General features: G+C 69.7%; 13 protein-coding genes. 4 read left to right on the forward strand and 9 right to left on the reverse strand.

What is annotated here, in order from left to right; all coding sequences use genetic code 11:
- Nucleotides 1-49: 49 nt before the first annotated feature.
- The 5 genes from BM430_RS28120 to BM430_RS28140 all read right to left on the reverse strand — a co-directional run bounded on the left by BM430_RS28120 (nt 50) and on the right by BM430_RS28140 (nt 5,915).
- Complete coding sequence (locus tag BM430_RS28120; protein WP_093570536.1) at nt 50-1,096, reverse strand: ABC transporter ATP-binding protein; 1,047 nt, start codon at nt 1,094-1,096, stop codon at nt 50-52.
- Nucleotides 1,093-2,076, reverse strand: a complete 984-nt coding sequence (locus BM430_RS28125) for an ABC transporter ATP-binding protein (RefSeq protein ID WP_093570552.1) — start codon at nt 2,074-2,076, stop codon at nt 1,093-1,095. Before BM430_RS28125 ends, BM430_RS28120 begins: the two co-directional genes overlap by 4 nt.
- Before the next feature lie 5 nt (nt 2,077-2,081).
- Nucleotides 2,082-3,041, reverse strand: a complete 960-nt coding sequence (locus tag BM430_RS28130) for an ABC transporter permease (protein WP_093570537.1) — start codon at nt 3,039-3,041, stop codon at nt 2,082-2,084.
- A gap of 15 nt (nt 3,042-3,056) precedes the next feature.
- The gene (locus BM430_RS28135; RefSeq protein WP_093570538.1) at nt 3,057-4,037 is read right to left on the reverse strand and encodes an ABC transporter permease; all 981 of its coding nucleotides are present in this window, start codon (nt 4,035-4,037) and stop codon (nt 3,057-3,059) included.
- A 270-nt stretch (nt 4,038-4,307) separates the two neighbouring features.
- Nucleotides 4,308-5,915, reverse strand: coding sequence for an ABC transporter substrate-binding protein (locus BM430_RS28140; RefSeq protein ID WP_093570539.1), 1,608 nt, complete (start codon nt 5,913-5,915; stop codon nt 4,308-4,310).
- Nucleotides 5,916-6,205: 290 nt separating this feature from the next.
- Between BM430_RS28140 and BM430_RS28145 the strand changes: the two genes are divergently transcribed.
- Nucleotides 6,206-7,375 carry a M20 aminoacylase family protein gene (locus BM430_RS28145; protein ID WP_093570540.1) on the forward strand — a complete coding sequence of 390 codons (1,170 nt, stop codon included), beginning with the start codon at nt 6,206-6,208 and terminating at the stop codon, nt 7,373-7,375.
- A 241-nt stretch (nt 7,376-7,616) separates the two neighbouring features.
- The gene (locus BM430_RS28150) at nt 7,617-8,921 is read left to right on the forward strand and encodes a hypothetical protein (RefSeq protein ID WP_093570541.1); all 1,305 of its coding nucleotides are present in this window, start codon (nt 7,617-7,619) and stop codon (nt 8,919-8,921) included.
- Between the two features lie 36 nt (nt 8,922-8,957).
- Here BM430_RS28150 and BM430_RS28155 read toward each other — a convergent pair whose 3' ends face one another.
- The 3 genes from BM430_RS28155 to BM430_RS28165 form a co-directional block, all read right to left on the reverse strand.
- The gene (locus BM430_RS28155; RefSeq protein WP_093570542.1) at nt 8,958-10,487 is read right to left on the reverse strand and encodes an L-piperidine-6-carboxylate dehydrogenase; all 1,530 of its coding nucleotides are present in this window, start codon (nt 10,485-10,487) and stop codon (nt 8,958-8,960) included.
- Between the two features lie 72 nt (nt 10,488-10,559).
- Nucleotides 10,560-11,882 carry an SLC13 family permease gene (locus BM430_RS28160; protein WP_093570543.1) on the reverse strand — a complete coding sequence of 441 codons (1,323 nt, stop codon included), beginning with the start codon at nt 11,880-11,882 and terminating at the stop codon, nt 10,560-10,562.
- Between the two features lie 166 nt (nt 11,883-12,048).
- Nucleotides 12,049-13,083, reverse strand: a complete 1,035-nt coding sequence (locus BM430_RS28165; RefSeq protein WP_093570544.1) for an aspartate-semialdehyde dehydrogenase — start codon at nt 13,081-13,083, stop codon at nt 12,049-12,051.
- Between the two features lie 428 nt (nt 13,084-13,511).
- Between BM430_RS28165 and BM430_RS28170 the strand changes: the two genes are divergently transcribed.
- Nucleotides 13,512-14,426, forward strand: a complete 915-nt coding sequence (locus BM430_RS28170) for a hypothetical protein (protein WP_093570545.1) — start codon at nt 13,512-13,514, stop codon at nt 14,424-14,426.
- 97 nt (nt 14,427-14,523) lie between these two features.
- Nucleotides 14,524-14,937: a hypothetical protein gene (locus BM430_RS28175; RefSeq protein WP_093570546.1), complete on the forward strand. Its 414-nt coding sequence runs from the start codon at nt 14,524-14,526 to the stop codon at nt 14,935-14,937.
- 328 nt (nt 14,938-15,265) lie between these two features.
- Here BM430_RS28175 and BM430_RS28180 read toward each other — a convergent pair whose 3' ends face one another.
- On the reverse strand, nt 15,266-15,844 hold the full coding sequence (locus tag BM430_RS28180; RefSeq protein ID WP_093570547.1) for an LOG family protein: 579 nt from the start codon (nt 15,842-15,844) through the stop codon (nt 15,266-15,268).
- Between the last annotated feature and the right edge of the window lie 164 nt (nt 15,845-16,008).

Below are 16,008 nucleotides of genomic sequence, written 5' to 3' on the forward strand. Positions count from 1 at the left end.
GAATATGATGGGCGTGCGTGGCCTGTTGAGACCGCCGCACGCCCGACAATTAAGCCACCGCCGCCACACCCCCCGGCATCAACCGCCCCTCCTCCACCGCATGACACGCCACCCCATCCCGGAACACCGGCACCTCCGCCTTGCACCGGTCATTCGCGAACGGGCAGCGCGGGTGGAAGGTGCACCCTGACGGCGGGTTGATCGGGTTCGGGATCTCGCCCTGCACCGGCACGCGCTGCCGTCCGACATGCGTAAGGTCGGGGACCGCGTCGAGGAGCATGCGGGTGTAGGGGTGCTTCGGGGCGGTGAAGAGCTCGCGGCCGCCGCCGATCTCGACGATGCGGCCGAGATACATCACGCCGATGCGGTTCGCCATGTGGCGCACCACGGCGAGGTTGTGGCTGATGAACAGGTAGGTCAGGCCGAGCCGGTCCTGGAGGTCGCGCATCAGGTTCAGGATCTGGGCCTGGACCGAGACGTCGAGGGCCGAGGTCGGCTCGTCGGCGACCAGGAACTCGGCCTCCGAGGCGAGGGCCCGCGCGATGGCGATGCGCTGGCGCTGGCCGCCCGAGAAGGCGTGGGGGTAGCGCTTGCCGTCGTCCGGGTGCAGGCCGACCAGGGTCAGCAGCTCGCCCACGCGGGCCTGGATCTCCCGCTCGCCGGTAAGGAGCCCGAAGGCGCGGATCGGCTCGGCGATGATCCGGTCGACCCGCCAGCGCGGGTTCATCGAGGCGTAGGGGTCTTGAAAAATCATCTGGATGCGACGCCGCAGCTGCCGCCGCTCGGCGGCCTGGCGCGGGTCGGTCATCGAGATGCCGGCGATCGTTACCTCGCCGTCGGAGGGCGGCATCAGGCCGACCACCATGCGGGCGACGGTCGACTTGCCGGAGCCGGATTCGCCGACGATCGCGAGCGTCTCGCCCTTGGCGACCGAGAACGAGACGTGGTCGACGGCGCGCAGGAACTGGCGCGGCTGGCGCTCGATCACCCGGTTGAGCCAGGGGCGGGAGACGTCGAACAGGCGGCGCAGGTCGCGGACCTGGACGTAGTCGGGCTGAGGAGTGATCACGGGCTTTAAGGCGATGTGGGGCTTCATGCGGCGGCCTGTCCGGACGCGTCGTAGAGGTGGCAGGCGACCCGATGCGAGCCGACCGTCAGGGGCTCGGGCCGGTCGACCGTGCAGCGGGCAAACACCTTCGGGCAGCGCGGGTTGAAGGCGCAGCCGGGCGGGATCGCCGAGAGCCGCGGCATCGCGCCGGGGATCTGGGCGAGGCGATCGGATTCGTGCGACAGGGACGGGATCGCCCCCATCAGGCCCTGGGCGTAGGGGTGGAGCGGATCGCCCACCACGGCGGCCACCGGGCCGATCTCGGCGACGCGGCCGGCATACATCACCGCCACCCGGTCGGCGGCCTCGGCGATCACCCCCATGTCGTGGGTGATCAGCATCACGGCGGTGCCGTGGTCGCGCCCGAGGCGCTTCAGGAGCGTGATGATCTGGGCCTGGACCGAGACGTCGAGCGCCGTGGTCGGCTCGTCGGCGATGATCAGCTCCGGCTCGGCGGCGAGCGCCAGCGCGATCACGACGCGCTGGCGCATGCCGCCGGAGAATTCGTGCGGGAAGCCGTCGATGCGCCGCTCCGGCGCCGGGATGCCGACCTCGGCCAGAAGGTCGATCGCGCGCTGGCGGGCGGCCCTGGCCGAGAGGTCGGTGTGGGTGCGGATCGTCTCCTCGATCTGCCGGCCGACCCGGTAGAGCGGGTTGAGGCTGGTCAGCGGGTCCTGGAAGATCATGCCGATGCGCTTGCCGCGCACCTTCCGCATCGCCTCCGGCGAGAGATTGTCGATGCGCTCGCCGTTCAGGAGAATCTCGCCGCCGGCGATGCGGCCGGGCGGGTCGATCAGGCCGATCACCGCCGAGCCGGTCACCGACTTGCCGGCGCCGGACTCGCCGACGACGCCGAGCACCTCGCCGCGGTTGATCTCGAAGGAGACGCCGTCGAGCGCGGTCAGCACGCCGCGGCGGGTGGCGAACTCGACCCGCAGGTCGCGCACCGAGAGGACGGGTTGGGTCATGGTGGTCACTGGAGCTTGGGGTTCAGGGCGTCGCGCAGCCAGTCGCCGAGCAGGTTGATCGCCAGCACCAAGCCGGCCAGCGCCAGGCCCGGAAAGGCGACGATCCACCACTCGCCCGAGAACAGGAAGCGGTTGCCGGTGCGGATCAGCGTGCCGAGCGAGGGCATCGTCTCCGGCAGGCCGGTGCCGAGGAAGGAGAGCGTCGCCTCGGTGATGATGGCGAGCGCGAGGTTGATGGTGGCGATGACGAAGACCGGGCCGGTGACGTTCGGCAGGATGTGGCGGGTGAGGATCACCGGCGCCGACAGGCCGATGAGCCGGCCGGCCTGGACGTAGTCCTTGTTCTTCTCGACCATCACCGAGCCGCGCACGGTGCGGGCATACTGGACCCAGAACGACAGGCCGATCGCCACGACGATGAGGGCGATCTGCGCCTCCGCATCCATGTGGCCGCCGGCCACCGCCTTGGCGACGCCGTCGACGATCAGCGCGATCAGGATCGCCGGGAAGGTCAGCTGCACGTCGGCGACGCGCATGATGATGGTGTCGACCCAGCCGCCGGCATAGCCGGCGATCAGCCCGAGGCCGATGCCGATGAAGCCCGACAAGAGCACGCCGAGCACGCCGACGAGGAGCGACAGGCGCATGCCGTAGAACACCGCCGAGAGCACGTCGCGGCCCTGGTCGTCGGTGCCGATCAGGAACGGCGCCTGGCCGTCGGCGTACCAGAGCGGCGGCAGGTTGGCGTTCATCAGCTCGAGCTGCGCCGGGTCGTAGGGGTTCTGCGGCGAGATCAGGGGGGCGAGCAGTGCCAGCGCGATGAACAGCACGGTGGCGACGAAGGCCACTATGGCGAGCTTCGAGCGCTTGAAGTTGGCGAAGAGATCGGAATCGAGGAAGCGCGCGAGGCGCGAGGGCGGGGCTCCGGCAGAAGCCAGAACCGGCGCGGGGGCGGGGGAGGCCATGTTACAAAAGAATCCTCAGGCCGCCCGCCGCACCGAGAGGCGCAGGCGCGGATCGACGATGGTGTAGAGGAGATCGACCACGAGGTTGATCGTCACGAAGATGAGGGCGACGAGCAGCAGGTAGGCGGCCATGATCGGCACGTCGACGTTCTGCACCGCCTGCACGAAGAGCAGGCCCATGCCGGGCCACTGAAAGACCGTCTCGGTGATGATCGAGAAGGCGATGATCGAGCCGAGCTGGAGGCCCGCCACCGTGATGACCGGGACCAGGGTGTTCTTCAGCGCGTGGCCGAAATGGATCGACCGGGTGGTGAGGCCGCGCGCCCGCGCGAAGCGGATGTAGTCGGTGCGCAAAACCTCCAGCATCTCGGCCCGGACGAGGCGCATGATCAGCGTCATCTGGAACAGCCCGAGGGTGATCGAGGGCAGGATCAGCGCCTTCCAGCCCGACACGGTCAGGAAGCCGGTGGTCCACCAGCCGAGCCGCACCGTGTCGCCGCGGCCGTAGGACGGCAGCCAGCCGAGCGTCACCGAGAACAGGAAGATGAGCAGGATGCCGATCAGGAAGGTCGGCAGCGAGACGCCGACGAGGGAGATGGCCTGGAGGAGCTTGGCGAGGGCGCTGTGGCGGTGGAGCGCCGAATACACCCCCATCAGGATGCCGGCGGTGAGCGCGAACAGGGTGGCGCAGAGCGCGAGTTCGAGGGTCGCGGGCATGCGCTCGGCGAGCAGCGTCGAGACCGGCTGGCGGAACTGGTACGAGTTGCCGAACTGGCCGCGCACGGCGTTGCCGGCGTAGCGGGCGAACTGCACCAGCACCGGGTCGTCGAGGCCGAGGCTCTGGCGGATCTGCAGCCGCTCGGCATAGGGCGTATCGGGCGCCACGAGCTGGTTCACCGGATCGCCGGCGAAGCGGAACATCGCGAAGGCGATCAGCCCGACCGCCAGCAGCACCCCGACGGATTGCAGCAGGCGGCGGAGAATGAAGGCGAGCATGGGGTGTTTTTCTTGGGTTCTGGTGTGGTCCGAGGGTGGGGCCTCGGGCTTTTGATTATGATGAATGAAGCGCGGGATCCCCTCTCCCGTGTGGGAGAGGGGTAGGGGTGAGGGTGCTACGGTTCCGCAGAAGACGCGAACCGTGCCGCTGCCAGCACCACGCTCAGAGCTTCGCACTGAAGCGTGTCACCCTCACCCCCGGCCCCTCTCCCACACGGGAGAGGGGAGACCCGCGCTTGTCCTTTCACCCGGAATGGTGGGTGAGGCGCCTCACTGCTCCTTCGACACCCAGTACAGCATCATCTGGTTGTCGGCGCGGGGCACCAGCTTGACCTTCTTCGACACGCCCCAGGCCAGCGCCTGCTGGTGGAGCGGGATGTAGCCGAAATCATTCATGACGATCTCGTAGGCCTGCTTGATCATCAGGTTGCGGGCCTCCTGGTCGGTCTCGCGCTCGATCTTGTCGGCGAGGGCATCCACCTTCGGGTTGCAGTAGTTCCCGAGGTTGGTGGTGCCGCGCGGCGAGGACTTGTCGGTCCGGCAGCCGGTGATCTCGTACAGGATGTTGTGCGAGTCCATCGACGACGGCGTCCAGCCGAGCATGTAGAACGAGGTGTCGAAGGCGGGCTTGAGGATCTTGGCGAAGTACTTCGCCTTGGGCTGGGCGATCAGGTTCACCTTGACGCCGACGCGGGCGAGCATCGAGGTGATGGCCTGGCAGATCGCCTCGTCGTTGACGTAGCGGTCGTTCGGGCAGTCGAGCGGCACCTCGAAGCCGTTGGGATAGCCGGCTTCCGTGAGCAGCGCCTTCGCCTTGTTCGGGTCGTAGGCCGGGCGCTTGAACTCGTTGGCGAGGGGGAAGAGCGGCGGGGCGATCAGCAGGGCCGCCGGGGTGGCCTGGCCGCGCATGACGCGCTTGACGATGGCGTCCTCGTCGATGGCGCGGAAGAACGCCTCACGCACCCGCACGTCCTTGAACGGGTTCTTGCCCTTGACGTTGGAGCCGCGCAGCTCGTCGCTGGTCTGGTCCATGCCGAGATAGATCGTGCGCAGCTCGGGCGCGTTGACCACCACGGCGTTGGCGCTGGAGCTCACCCGGCTCTGGTCCTGGAGCGGGACCGGATCGACCCAGTCGACCTCGCCGGAGAGGAGCGCGGCGACGCGGGTGGCGTCGTTGCCGATCGTGGTGAAGATCGCCTCGTCGATGTTCGACTCGACCTTGCCCCAGTAGCCGTCGAACTTCTTGAACACCGTGCGCACGCCGGGCTGGTGCTCGGTAATGGTGAACGGGCCGGTGCCGTTCTCGTGCAAAGCCGCGTAGCTCGGGGTCGAGGCCGAGACCGGGGTGGGCTTCAGGGCGTCGTGCTTCTCGGCCCAGGCCTTCGACATGATGTACCAGCCGCCGAACTGATACAGGGCGATGGGGTTCGGGTTCTTCAGCACCATGTCGACGGTGTGGTCGTCCACCTTCACGAAGGTGGCATCCGCCGGGACGTTGGTCTGGAAGTTCGAGCCCGGCGCCCGCACGCGCTCGGCGGAGAAGATCACGTCGTCGGCGGTGAAGGGCGAGCCGTCGTGGAACTTGACGTTCTTGCGCAGCTTGAAGCGGTAGCGGGTCGGCTCCGGGGTCTCCCAGGACTCGGCGAGGCCGGGCACCAGCTTCAGGTCCTTGTCGCGGGTGACGAGCGACTCGTAGACCGCGCCGTGCGCCGAGATCGTGAACGTCTCCTTCAGGGTGTACGGGTCGAGGGACTTGAGGTCGCCCTGGAAGGCGAACCGGAACGTGTTGGCGGCCAAGGCCGGCGCAGCGCTCAAGCCCACGAGGGCGGTGGCGGCGGCGAGGCAGGCCAGCAGCGGACGGGACTTCAAGAACGACATCGACGGGCACACTCCGCGGGGGGAACGAGGCTCTTACTAGAGCCTTCCGGCGCCGCAGGCGACGCCGGAATGATGAAAAATGATGCACCATCCCGTCCCATCCCGCCAGGCGACGGGAGGGAGGCGAGGCGATCGCGCAGCCCTAACAAGTCCCGGGCCAACCGGCCACGGGCCATGCGCCCCGTGCGGGTCCGCGACATTCGCGAGCCGTGGAAAGGAGTTGACCGGGCGCCTCTCTGCCTGTTGCATCCTGCGCGCAAGTTCCCGCCTCGATATGAGCGTATTGTCACATGCCCGTCATCAACCGCGTCGCCGCCCTCGCTGACGAGATCACGGCCTGGCGCCGCGACTTCCACCAGCATCCCGAGCTGCTGTTCGCCCTCGACCGCACCTCCGGCCTGGTGGCCGAGCGGCTGCGGGCCTTCGGCTGCGACGAGGTGGTGACGGGGTTGGGCCAAACCGGCGTCGTCGGCGTCATCCGCGGCAAGAACACCGGCTCGGGCAAGGTGATCGGCCTGCGCGCCGACATGGACGCCCTGCCGATCGAGGAGACGAGCGGCGTGCCCCACCGCTCGACCGTGCCGGGGAAGATGCATGCCTGCGGCCATGACGGCCACACCGCGATGCTGCTCGGCGCGGCCAAGTACCTGGCCGAGACCCGCAACTTCGACGGCACGGCGATCGTCATCTTCCAGCCGGCGGAGGAGGGCGGCGGCGGCGCCGACGTGATGCTGAAGGAGGGCCTGATGGAGCGCTTCGGCATCCAGGAGGTCTACGGCCTGCACAACAAGCCGGGGCTGCCGCTCGGCAGCTTCGCGATCCGCCCCGGCGCGATCATGGCGGCGGCCGACCGGATCACCATCCGGGTCGACGGCAAGGGCGGCCACGCGGCCGCGCCCCACGAGTGCATCGACCCGGTGCTGGTCGCCTCCCACATCGTCACCGCCCTGCAATCGATCGCGTCCCGCACCATCGACCCGGTGCAATCGGCGGTGATCTCGATCACGCAGGTGAAGGCCGGCGACGCCTTCAACGTGATCCCGGAATTCGCGATCCTCAACGGCACCGTGCGCACGCTGTCCGAGAGCGTCCGCGACACCTGCGAGGCGCGCATCGCCCAAGTGGCCTCGAACGTCGCCGCCGCCTTCGGCGCCACCGCCACCGTCGATTACGGCCGCGGCTATCCGGTGACCGCCAATGATCCGGCGAAGGCGATGTTCATGGCCGACATCGCCGCGGAGGTCTCGGGTGAGGGCGCGGTCGAGCGCGCGGTCCAGCCGATGATGGGCGCGGAGGACTTTTCGTACATGCTGAACGCGCGCCCCGGCGCCTACATCTTCCTCGGCACCGGCCCCGGCGCCGGCCTGCACCACCCGGCCTACGACTTCAACGACGAGGCGGCGCCCTACGGCGTGTCGCTGTTCGCCCGGGTGATCGAGCGGGCGATGCCGGCGGCGTGAACGGGATCGCGCCGTCGGCGCGAGGTTCGTAGGCTCGAGGCCGGACACGACCTCCGGCCGCGGCGCTTCGCGGCCGTCTCCGCTCGCCACGGGCTCGCGCGGCATCATATAGCGCAGGCACGATTGCCTTGGTGCATCTCGCAAAACTCCCGCCGCGCTGACGTCGCCACGGCGAGTGACGATGGTGGTCGGGAGTTTTGTGAGAGACACCTGGTGCCGCCGTGAGAGCTCGAGGGTCCCGATGTCACGCCTGCCGCCGTTGCTCGCCTTATCCGCCGCGCTCGGATCGCCGCTCGTGCCGGCATACGCCCTGGATGATTCCAGGGCGGAGCGACCGGCCGCGGGCAGTCTCGAGCGGCTCGATGTCGGCGGGCCGATTGTGGCTCGGGGCGTCGTGCAGGTGATCGACCCGGGCCCCGTTGCCGCGCCGTCCCCGCTCGATCTCATCACTGCCCCACCGGCGAACGGCACCTATACGAGCCCGACCGCGAGCCTCCAGGCCGAGCCGGCGCTGGGGCCTTTCCACGGAATGGCACAGGATCTCACCCGGGCGCAGAGCGTGCGCTACTTTACGGCGCGCGGCGACAGTAACAAGGGCGAGTACGGCACGCTGCTCAACATGGTTGCCAAGGCCGGGTTTCCGACCGCATGTGCCCGCCGGCGCTTCTACCCCGAGGGCGGCGCCTGCCTCAACGACGACGGCAAGATGTACAGGGTCAAGGAGCGGTCCGGCGCCAAAACATATTACGGCACGACCGCCACGAGCGGGACGGGCCCGCTGGGAACGGGGTCGGCGATCGTCGACGGCGGCGTCACATGGCGCTACGAGCCCAACTACGCCCCCGGCAATGGCGGCAAGGCGAACCTTACCGTCATGACCTACCAGGACGCCGACGCCGGGGGAGCCTGGACGGGGGCCTTTGCGCACCAGATCGCACAAGGTGGCAACAAGAAAACCGCATTCACCCTGGAACTCGACATGAACAACTACTGGGGCGATTACGCGTTCGGCCCGGCCGGGCCGAACGCGACCGCGCTGCAGATCTTCACCGGCGGGCCCCACCGGGCCTCAGCCGCGATCGCCGTAGGGCAGTACACCCAGCCAACCGATGCGGCCTCGCTCGTCAACGCGATGACCCTATGCTGCGCGACCCTCGCCTCGGACAACACCATCCTCGACAATACCGGCAGCCACAACGGCATCGCCAATCTCGGGACGCATGCCGGTTCAGCCTTCACTGACGGCAGCGGAAGCGCGATCTCGTTCAACAGCTACGGCGGCGCCCCGGTGGCGTTCCGCTCGGCCGGCCAGAAGGCGGTCGGCTTGAAGATCGAGGGCCGTTACAGCGAGTTCCAGGTTGAGGGTGTAGCCTGGAGCGTCAACCCGGCCGGCATCCTCACCGCCGCACGCCTGAACTCGCCCCTCGCGACGCCGGCCTCGTCCAAGGCCCCTTGCCAGACCGGCGACTGGGCGCACGACACCGACTTCGTCTACACCTGCGTCGCCGCCAATACCTGGAAACGCGCCGCCCTCTCGTCCTGGTGAGGCGGCGGCGCGCTCGAATGCGCTACACCTCGCGCGCTACACCTCGAACGTCACCCCCTGCGCCAGCGGCAGGGTCTTGCCGTAATTGATCGTGTTGGTGGCCCGCCGCATGTAGGCCTTCCAGGAATCCGAGCCCGCCTCGCGGCCGCCGCCGGTCTCCTTCTCGCCGCCGAAGGCCCCGCCGATCTCGGCGCCGGACGGGCCGATATTGACGTTGGCGATGCCGCAATCCGAGCCCGAGGCCGACAGGAAGATCTCGGCCTCCGAGAGGTCTTTCGTGAAGATCGAGGAGGAGAGGCCGGCCGCGACCGCGTTCTGGGCGTGGATCGCTTCCTCCAGCTCGCTGTAGCGGGTCACGTAGAGGATCGGCGCGAAGGTCTCGCGGCGCATCGGGCCGGCCTGCTCGGGCATCTCGACGAGGGCCGGGCGGACGTAGGCCGCGGCCTCGCCGCGGATGTCGCGCAGGCGCTCGCCGCCATGGACGGTGCCGCCGATGGCGCGGGCCTCGTCGAGGGCGCGCGCCATGCCGTCGGCGGCAGCGCCGTCGATCAGCGGGCCGATCAGGGTGGCGGGGTCGCGCGGATCGCCGATCCGCACCGAGCCGTAGGCCGCCTTCAGCCGTGGCACGAGCGTGTCGTAGACCGAGTCGTGCACGAACAGCCGCCGCAGGGTGGTGCAGCGCTGGCCGGCGGTGCCCATCGCCGCGAAGGCGATGGCGCGTAAGCTCAGGTCGAGATCGGCCGACGGCGCCACGATAGCGGCGTTGTTGCCGCCGAGCTCCAGGATCGCCCGGGCGAAGCGGGCGGCGAGCTTCGGCGCCACCTGCCGGCCCATCGCGGTCGAGCCGGTGGCGGAGACGAGCGCCACCCGCTCGTCCTCGACCAGGCGCTCGCCGAGCTCCCGGCCGCCGATCAGGAGCCCGAGCAGACCCTCGGGGGCGTCCGCGCCGAAGCGCTTCACCGCCTTCGTGGCCAGTGCGTGGACGGCGAGCGCGGTGAGCGGGGTTTTCTCCGACGGCTTCCAGATCACCGGATCGCCGCAGACCAGCGCCAAAGCCGCATTCCACGACCACACCGCGACGGGGAAGTTGAACGCCGTGATGACGCCGCACACCCCGAGCGGGTGCCAGACCTCCATCATCCGGTGGTCCGGCCGCTCGGTGGCGATGGTGAGCCCGTGCAATTGCCGCGACAGGCCGACGGCGAAGTCGCAGATGTCGATCATCTCCTGGACCTCGCCGAGGCCCTCCGAGAGGATTTTTCCCGCCTCGAGCGTCACCAGACGGCCGAGATCGTCCTTGTGGGCGCGCAGTTCCTCGGCCAGCAGCCGCACCAGCTCGCCCCGGCGCGGGCCCGGAACCCGGCGCCAGGCGAGGAAGGCTCGGGCCGCGCCCGCCAGCGCCGCCTCGGCCTCCTCGGCCGTGGTCTGGCGCAAGGTCGCCACCACGCCGCCGTCGATCGGCGAGCGCGCCGGGAGCCCGTCCTCCGCGAAGGCCGCGGCCGGGACGCCGAGGCGCTCCAGCACCGCCAGGGTGTCGTCGCGGACGGACAGGATGGTGGGGGCCATGCGGGCGTGCTCCGGCGGAACTCCAAATCGGCGCGGACACTGCGACAGCGCCGCCCGCAGGGCAAGCCGCGCTCACAGCCGGCCGAGGGCGCGGAACCAGAGGTAATCGAGGGGCACCAGCACGACGAAGGTGACGGCGGCGACGGCGAGGCAGAGGAGGGCGCCGTCCCGGGCCGGCACGCGGCCCATCCCCATCGCCACGACGATCGGCGAGGCTTGGTAGGGCAGGAGCGGGGTCGCGTAGCCGATCACCTGCACCATCAGCACCGTGGCGAGGGAGAGGCCGCTGCCCTCGGCCAGCAGGCGGGCGAGGGGCGTGAACAGGGCCGGGATCCCGTTCGCCGTCACGACGAAGTTGAGCAGGGTGGTCAGGCCGACGAGCCCCGCGAAGCTCGCGGCCGGCCGCGCCGGATCGAGGGGCAGCCACGGGAGCACCGCCTCGCCGACCTGGTCGCCGAGGCCGGTGCGGGTGACGAAGGCGGCAAAGCCCAGGATGCCGGCGATGGTGAGGCAGGTGCGGACGTTGACCCCGGTGGCGAACTCGTCGCCGGTCAGGAAGCCGACCCGCGGCATGAGGCACAGGCAGGCGGAGGCGAGGCCGATCCAGGCCGCCGGGACGCCGTGCACGGAATCGGTCATCCACAGGGCCAGGGTGGCGACGAGGAGGATCGCCAGCCGCTTCTCCGCCGCGCTCATCGGGCCGGGCGCCGGGCCGGCCGTGGCGGGCACGAGGGGACCGGGGGCGAAGAGCCGGATGATGCAGCCGGCGAGCACCGCGCCCTTCAGCAGCCCCAGCACCGGCGCGTGCAGGGCGAGGTAGGGCAGGTAGGAGAGGTGGATCCCGTAGGCGCTCTCGGCGGCGCCGGCCATGACGAGGTTCGGCACGTTGGCCGGCAGGATGCTGGCCGAGAGCTGGAACGTGCCGAAGCCCACCGCCAGGGCAAGGCCGGCCCGGCCGCGTCCTTCCTTGCCGTCCCCTTGCGTGGCCAGCCCGGCCCGGTCGGCCAGCGCCATCACCACCGGCATCAGCACGGCGATGCGGCCCATGTTGGAGGGCATGACGAAGGCCAGCGCGTAGGTGAGCCCGACCGTGCCGGCGACGAGCGCAGGCCAGGAGCCGGCGAGGTGCGGCGCGGCGAGGCCGGCGACCCGGTCGGCGAGGCCGACCTTGCGGATCGCCGTCCCGATGACGAAGCCGCTCAGCACCAGCCAGAACGCCGAGGAGGAAAAGCCGGAGAAGACCACCTCGGGCGGCGCGAGCCGCAACGTGGTGGCGGCGGCGAAGAACAGCAGGGCGGTGAGGAATTCGGGCAGGAGGGCGAAGGCCCATAGCCCGATCGTCGCGGCCGCCAGCAGGGCGGGCAGCGCGAGGCCGCCCGCCAACGTCATGGTCATCGTGGATCCTCCCCTTGATCTCGCAGGGGAAGATTTTCAGATTGGACGCGTTCGAGAAAAGACGCGGCTTCGCGAGGCGGGCTTCGCGCCGGACGAAGGCTCCACTCGACGAGCCCGGCTCTCCTCAAGTGGAGCGCGGCACTCCCCTAGGGGAGGGCTCGGGCCCTCACGCCGCCTTCTGCTTCGGCGAGATCAGCTTGCGGTTGACCAGCACCTCGGCGATCTGGACCGTGTTCAGCGCCGCGCCCTTGCGCAGGTTGTCCGACACGCACCAGAACGACAGGCCGTTCTCGACCGTGATGTCCTCGCGGATGCGCGAGATGTAGGTCGCGTCCTCGCCCGCCGCCTCGTGGGGGGTGATGTAGCCGCCGGGCTCGCGCTTGTCGTCGACCAGGATGCCGGGCGCCGAGCGCAGGATCTGGGTCGCTTCCTCGGCCGAGAGCGGGCGCTCGAACTCGACGTTCACCGCCTCCGAGTGGCCGATGAACACCGGCACGCGCACGCAGGTCGCCGTCAGCTTGATCTTGGGGTCGAGCATCTTCTTCGTCTCGGCCACCATCTTCCACTCTTCCTTGGTGGAGCCGTCCTCCATGAAGACGTCGATGTGCGGGATGACATTGAAGGCGATGCGCTTAGGAAACTTCTGCACCTTGACCTCGCCGGCGGTGAACACCGCGCGGGTCTGGTTGAACAGCTCGTCCATCGCGTCCTTGCCGGCGCCGGAGACCGACTGGTAGGTCGCGACGACGACGCGCTTGATGGTGGCGGCCTCGTGCAGGGGCTTCAGGGCCACGACGAGCTGCGCGGTCGAGCAGTTCGGGTTGGCGATGATGTTCTTCTTGGTGAAGCCCGCGACGGCGTCGGCATTCACCTCGGGCACGATCAGCGGCACGTCGGAATCGTAGCGGAAGGCCGACGAGTTATCGATGACGACGCAACCCTGCTGGCCGATGCGGGGCGACCACTCCTTCGAGGTCTCGCCGCCGGCCGACATCAGGCAGATGTCGGTGTCCGAGAAGTCGTACTGGTCGAGGGCCTGGACCTTCAGGGTCTTGTCGCCGAAGGAGACCTCCTGGCCGAGGCTGCGGCGGGAGGCGAGCGCCACCACGGTGTCGGCCGGGAAGGCGCGCTCGGCCAGGATGTCGAGCATCTCGCGGCCCACATTGCCGGTGGCTCCGACGACGGCAACCTTGTAACCCATCTCAATCGCTCCAGTTCGGACTTGACCCTCCCCGGACGATCTCAGGCGGGCTCTCAGGAGCCCGGCCTCCGCCCGCCACGGACGGGGAGGGATCCGAGGACGACGCGAGGCTTCAGCCGGCGGCGGTAATCGCCGTCGTGGCTTTGCGTTTCGTCGTGGTCGACACAGGCCGCATGGCGCGGTCAGTCCTCGGAAATGGCGACACCCGAGATGGGGTGCGCGAGCGCGGGAAGCAACAGCCCGAACCTGCCGCTCTGTCAAGGGCCGGATTGGGGCGCCGGCGACAGATTTCGCGTCCCGTCATTCGTTAGCGCCTCGTTCACCCTGACCCGGCCCACCCGGGGACAAGTCGGCGCGGATCAACGAAATCGCTAAAATGCGATGCGACTCCGGGGACGACGTCCACGCGCGACCGGAGGAGCGACCCCGTGCGGCACAGGCCGGACTTCGACGACGCTGCCCTGGCGCAGGCGGCTGACGCCCTCAGGCGGGATTTTTCGTGGGATCTTGGCCGGGATCTTGGCCGGGATCTTGGCCCGGTCGAGCCGCTGGTGCCGCGGCCCTTGCCCCGCGCGACCCCGCGCCGGTCCTGGCGCCGGCGCGTCGCCGGGCGGACTTTCGGTGCCGCGGCGGTGATCGCGCTCCTGAGCGTGCTCGCGAGCGAGCGGCGCCTCGCCGACCCGCCGCTTCGTGATCAGGTCGCCTTCGTGCCTCGCTACGCCGCCCCCGCGGTGGCTCCGCCCGTCTGGACCGAGGTGGCGGCCGACCGCTACCGCCTCGGCGAGGCGACCGGCCGTGCCCGGACGATGACCGGCCTGCGGGAGGACACGCTGACCGCCGGCGCCTTCGCGGTGCAGGAGGCGCCGTTCCTGCGCCTCGTCGCGATCGAGACGGCGGAGCCGGACGGGGAGGGGAGCCTGTTCGTCACCCTGGCGCGCCGGGCCGCGGAGGCCGGCGGCCTCTCGGTGGCGCGCACCGGCGAGCGCGGTCAGCTCGCGACGCGGTTCGGCGCGCTCGACACCGTCGACGCGACCCTGGTCAATGCGGAGGGCCGGCGCGCCTGCACGGCGTTCCGCCTCAACGCCGCCCTGCGGATCGAGGGCTGGCTCTGCGCGCCGCTCGGACAATTGCCCGAGCCGCAGGCGGTCGCCTGCACGGTCGACCGGCTCGGCGCCCTGCCGGGGGCTCAGCTCGCCGCGCCGGTCGCCGCGATGCTGGCGCAAGCCCGGATGGCGGCCTGCCCGCCGGAGGATCCCGCCACCACCGCCGCGGTGCCGGCGCCCCGCAGGACGGTTCGAACGAATGCGGCGAGAGTGCGGCATTCGCGACCAGCTTTGCCGTGAGCGGGAACCTCGGCCGCGCTCGCACGTCTCTTTCCACAACGGCGTCGTTTCTTAACGAGTGCGGCGCTACCCTGGCGATGTTCATCAAAGGTGCGTCATGCGCTTCCAGACTCTCGCCCTGACCGGGCTCCTCTCCCTCGCGGCCCTGGGCGCCGGCACCGCCGCCTCGCAGGCGCAGGATAGCTACGTCATCCGCAGCTCCCGGGACGGCCAGGGCCTCGCGATCCGCGTGCGCCCGCGCAGCTGGCTCGACGCCGGCAACGTGGTCGAGGCCAATTCGGGCGCGACCGGCAACCCGGCCACCAACCCGCACTTCATCACCGCGTCCTACCTGAACTCGCCGCCCTACATCGCCAACCGCGAGCGCTTCGGCGGCGCCGGCATCCTGCCCGACCCGATCACCAACGGTCCGTTCATCGGCGCACGGCGCAGCGCCGTCACGGTCGACCTGTCGGCGATCGACTACCTCGACCCGACCTCGCCGCTGTCGCGGGCGCGCTACGGGTACTGAGCCGACGCGCATAGACGGATGTGCGACGGGCCCCGGAAGGGGACCGTTTCCGTTCGGGGGGTACTCTCTCGCTGGTTTCACCCTCCGTGTCATCCCGGGGCCGCGTAGCGGAACCCGGGATCCATAACCGCTGACGGTTCAAGATGAAGCGGAGGGCGTCGAGCCGGGTTCTGGACCGTTGGCGGTTATGGATCCCGGGTTCTCGACTTCGTCGAGCCCCGGGATGACGTGGAGGGGGTGTCGAAGCAGGCGATCATTCGATTCGCCGCAGGGCATTTGGCACCGTCTGTCGGGCGAAGCCCGCGCTGATCTAGCCTCTCCTTGGCCCCTACCGCTCCTCCGCCTTGACCCACTTGATCACGCGCGGCGGCTCATACGCCCGAATCCGCGCCACGAGGTCCGCCGGCTCGGTGCCGACGATCAGCATCGCCCGGTGCGGCGCGCGCACGAAGCCCTCGGCCACGACGGAATCGAGGAAGCCGAGCAAGCCATCGTAGAAGCCGCCGGCATTGAACACCGCGAGCGGCTTTGCGTGATAGCCGAGCTGCCCCCAGGTCCAGACCTCGAACATCTCCTCGAAGGTGCCCAAGCCGCCGGGCAGCGCCACGAAGCCGTCGGCGAGGTCGGCCATCATGGCCTTGCGCTCGTGCATCGAGGCGACGACGTGCTGCTCGGTCAGCCCGAGATGCGCAGTCTCCTTTTCGACGAGGGATTTCGGGATGATCCCGGTCACCCGGCCGCCGGCGGCGAGCGCGCCGTCGGCGACCGCTCCCATCAGCCCGACCTTGCCGCCGCCATAGACCAGCTCGATCCCGGCCTCGGCGAAGTGACGCCCGAGCGCGGTCGCCGCCTCGCGGTAGAGCGGACGGGCCCCGTCGCTGGAGCCGCAGAACACGCACAGGCGCATGGTGGTTCTCCCGGCCTCGCGGCCTGTTCGATCGTAGAGGCGATCCGAATTCGCGCCTGCCTTCCTGACCCCTCCGCGTCATGTATGGACGGCCCCCGTTTCGCAAGGGTTTGTGAGCATCGGTTTGAGCCAGTCGGTTCAGGAGCAGTCATGTATCCGGCCTC

Source organism: Methylobacterium sp. 174MFSha1.1 (genome assembly GCF_900116815.1).
In the GTDB taxonomy this organism is placed as follows: domain Bacteria; phylum Pseudomonadota; class Alphaproteobacteria; order Rhizobiales; family Beijerinckiaceae; genus Methylobacterium.

Bases quoted from the DNA above. Each gene is read 5' to 3' on its own strand.
- BM430_RS28145 (WP_093570540.1), top strand. From the start codon at position 6,206: ATGCCCGTCATCAACCGCGTCGCCGCCCTCGCTGACGAGATCACGGCC.
- BM430_RS28120 (WP_093570536.1), bottom strand. From the start codon at position 1,096: ATGAAGCCCCACATCGCCTTAAAGCCCGTGATCACTCCTCAGCCCGAC.
- BM430_RS28165 (WP_093570544.1), bottom strand. From the start codon at position 13,083: ATGGGTTACAAGGTTGCCGTCGTCGGAGCCACCGGCAATGTGGGCCGC.
- BM430_RS28175 (WP_093570546.1), top strand. From the start codon at position 14,524: ATGCGCTTCCAGACTCTCGCCCTGACCGGGCTCCTCTCCCTCGCGGCC.
- BM430_RS28125 (WP_093570552.1), bottom strand. From the start codon at position 2,076: ATGACCCAACCCGTCCTCTCGGTGCGCGACCTGCGGGTCGAGTTCGCC.
- BM430_RS28135 (WP_093570538.1), bottom strand. From the start codon at position 4,037: ATGCTCGCCTTCATTCTCCGCCGCCTGCTGCAATCCGTCGGGGTGCTG.
- BM430_RS28140 (WP_093570539.1), bottom strand. From the start codon at position 5,915: ATGTCGTTCTTGAAGTCCCGTCCGCTGCTGGCCTGCCTCGCCGCCGCC.
- BM430_RS28180 (WP_093570547.1), bottom strand. From the start codon at position 15,844: ATGCGCCTGTGCGTGTTCTGCGGCTCCAGCGACGGGGCCCGTCCGCTC.
- BM430_RS28155 (WP_093570542.1), bottom strand. From the start codon at position 10,487: ATGGCCCCCACCATCCTGTCCGTCCGCGACGACACCCTGGCGGTGCTG.
- BM430_RS28130 (WP_093570537.1), bottom strand. From the start codon at position 3,041: ATGGCCTCCCCCGCCCCCGCGCCGGTTCTGGCTTCTGCCGGAGCCCCG.
- BM430_RS28150 (WP_093570541.1), top strand. From the start codon at position 7,617: ATGTCACGCCTGCCGCCGTTGCTCGCCTTATCCGCCGCGCTCGGATCG.
- BM430_RS28160 (WP_093570543.1), bottom strand. From the start codon at position 11,882: ATGACCATGACGTTGGCGGGCGGCCTCGCGCTGCCCGCCCTGCTGGCG.